This window comes from Wolbachia endosymbiont of Tuta absoluta (genome assembly GCF_059414725.1).
On sequence record NZ_JBNRJY010000013.1, the window covers coordinates 1 to 1,964 of the forward strand.

The 1,964-nt window shown below is 39.3% G+C and carries 2 protein-coding genes; both read left to right on the top strand.

Annotation, left to right across the window (positions count from 1 at the left end; all coding sequences use genetic code 11):
• Positions 1-204, top strand: a 204-nt coding sequence (locus ACJ5GX_RS00090; protein WP_458695384.1) for a hypothetical protein, incomplete at its 5' end; no start/stop codon positions are given.
• A 435-nt stretch (positions 205-639) separates the two neighbouring features.
• On the top strand, positions 640-1,964 hold a 1,325-nt coding region (gene ltrA / locus ACJ5GX_RS00095), incomplete at its 3' end, for a group II intron reverse transcriptase/maturase (RefSeq protein ID WP_495292557.1).

Sequence of the window (1,964 nt, forward strand, 5' to 3'; positions counted from 1 at the left end):
GAGATGGTGCGACCTGAAAGTCTTCGGTCATATTGTTTAAAAGGAGAGGAATTCATTCAGAAAGAAACTGAAAGGATTCTAAAACTTATTAAACCAGATGTTTTGCCGTCTGAGTCTACGCATCAGTGCGAATCGGGCAACCGGTTGGTGCCAAGCGATGCGGACAATGAACCTCCTCTTGAAAAAGAAGATGCTCAATCGTGAGAGGGGCATAAACTGCAAGCATCATGTGGTTGGAGGGCTAGGCTAGTGGTATGGTGAACGTAAGTGAAGCTTTATAAGTACCGATACGATGAAAGAGCTAAAGATGCTGATAAGCTCTGACCAAAAGGTAATGTGGATAAGTTACATTTTTCATTTCTAGATGTACGCAAATAATAACTCCACCGGTATAGAGAAGCCACCTAACCCACTGTTGTATGACTGGAGAAACAGGGTAAGCCTGTATTTTCGCCTACATGGCAAGCAAACCGCAAGGAATGCTGATGGAAGTGCAGGTAAAGGAGAATGGAGAAAGCGAATGCCATTTTGTAACGAAATGGATAGAATTTGTAACATTAATTCGCGTGAAAACGAGCAGACTTCCATTTGGTCCCTCGTGACAAGAAACTTTGTTAACCACTTAAGGTAGGAAAGCAGATGATTACAAGTAAACCCGTAAGTGCATCTACCGAAAGCTTTGAAGCATGGAAGCAATTGCCATGGAAGAAATGCCAGAAAGTTATTGTGAGGCTACAAAGACGTATTGTTAAGGCTGTCCAAGAAGGAAGATGGGGTAAGGTAAAAGCTTTACAACATCTTCTCACACGCTCTTTTAGCGGAAAAGCTTTGGCTGTTAAGAGAGTAACTGAAAACCAAGGAAAAACCACAGCAGGTGTAGATCGTCAACTATGGTCAACTTGCAATGCTAAATTTCAAGGAATAAAGCAGTTAAAGCAAAGAGGATATAAACCTTCTCCGCTAAAACGGATTTATATCAGTAAATCTAATGGCAAAAGAAGACCTCTTGGAATACCCACGATAAAAGATAGAGCCATGCAAGCATTATATCTGTTTGCTCTGGAACCGATAGCTGAAACGATCAGTGATCGTCACTCCTATGGCTTTAGACCTAAAAGATCCTGTGCAGATGCTACAGTAGCTTGTCATTTGTTACTGGCAAGTCGTAATCAACTACAATGGATACTTGAAGGTGATATCAAAGGATGCTTTGACAACATTAATCATGAATGGCTTATGAAGCATATTCCTATGGAGAAAAAAATTCTGCATAGTTGGTTAAAAGCTGGCTTCCTAGAATCAAAAACTCTGTATCCCACAACTGCAGGTACCCCGCAAGGTGGTATAATTTCTCCAATACTAGCCAATTTAGCCTTAAACGGACTTGAAAAGTTATTGGAAAGTCGATTTGGTAAACTCGGCAGTAGAAAAAGAAACAAAATCAGAAGTGGAGTGAATGTAATCAGATACGCAGACGACTTTATTATTTCAGGTTTCACACATGAAGTACTGGAAAAGGAAGTTAAGCCTTTAGTATCATCTTTTCTTCATGAGCGAGGTTTAATTCTGTCAGAAGAGAAGACAAAGATTACATCTATCACAACAGGGTTTGACTTTCTTGGTTGTAATGTACGTAGATATAATAAGAAGTTAATTATTAAACCTTCGAAAGAAAGTATTAAAAGACTTCTTAATAAAGCACGTACATTGATAAAAGCAAATATAGCGAACACTCAGGCTATAGTAATTAAGTCACTCAACTCTCTACTGAGAGGATGGGGAAATTACTATCACCATGTGTGTGCTAAAAAAGCGTTTAGAAAGATCGACAATGAAATTTGGCATAGTTTATGGAAATGGGCAAAGAAAAGACATCCTCGTAAAGGATTACGTTGGATAAAGAATCGTTACTTCAAAGTAATGGGTCAACGCCAATGGGTTTTTGCTGCACCCATATGCAAGAA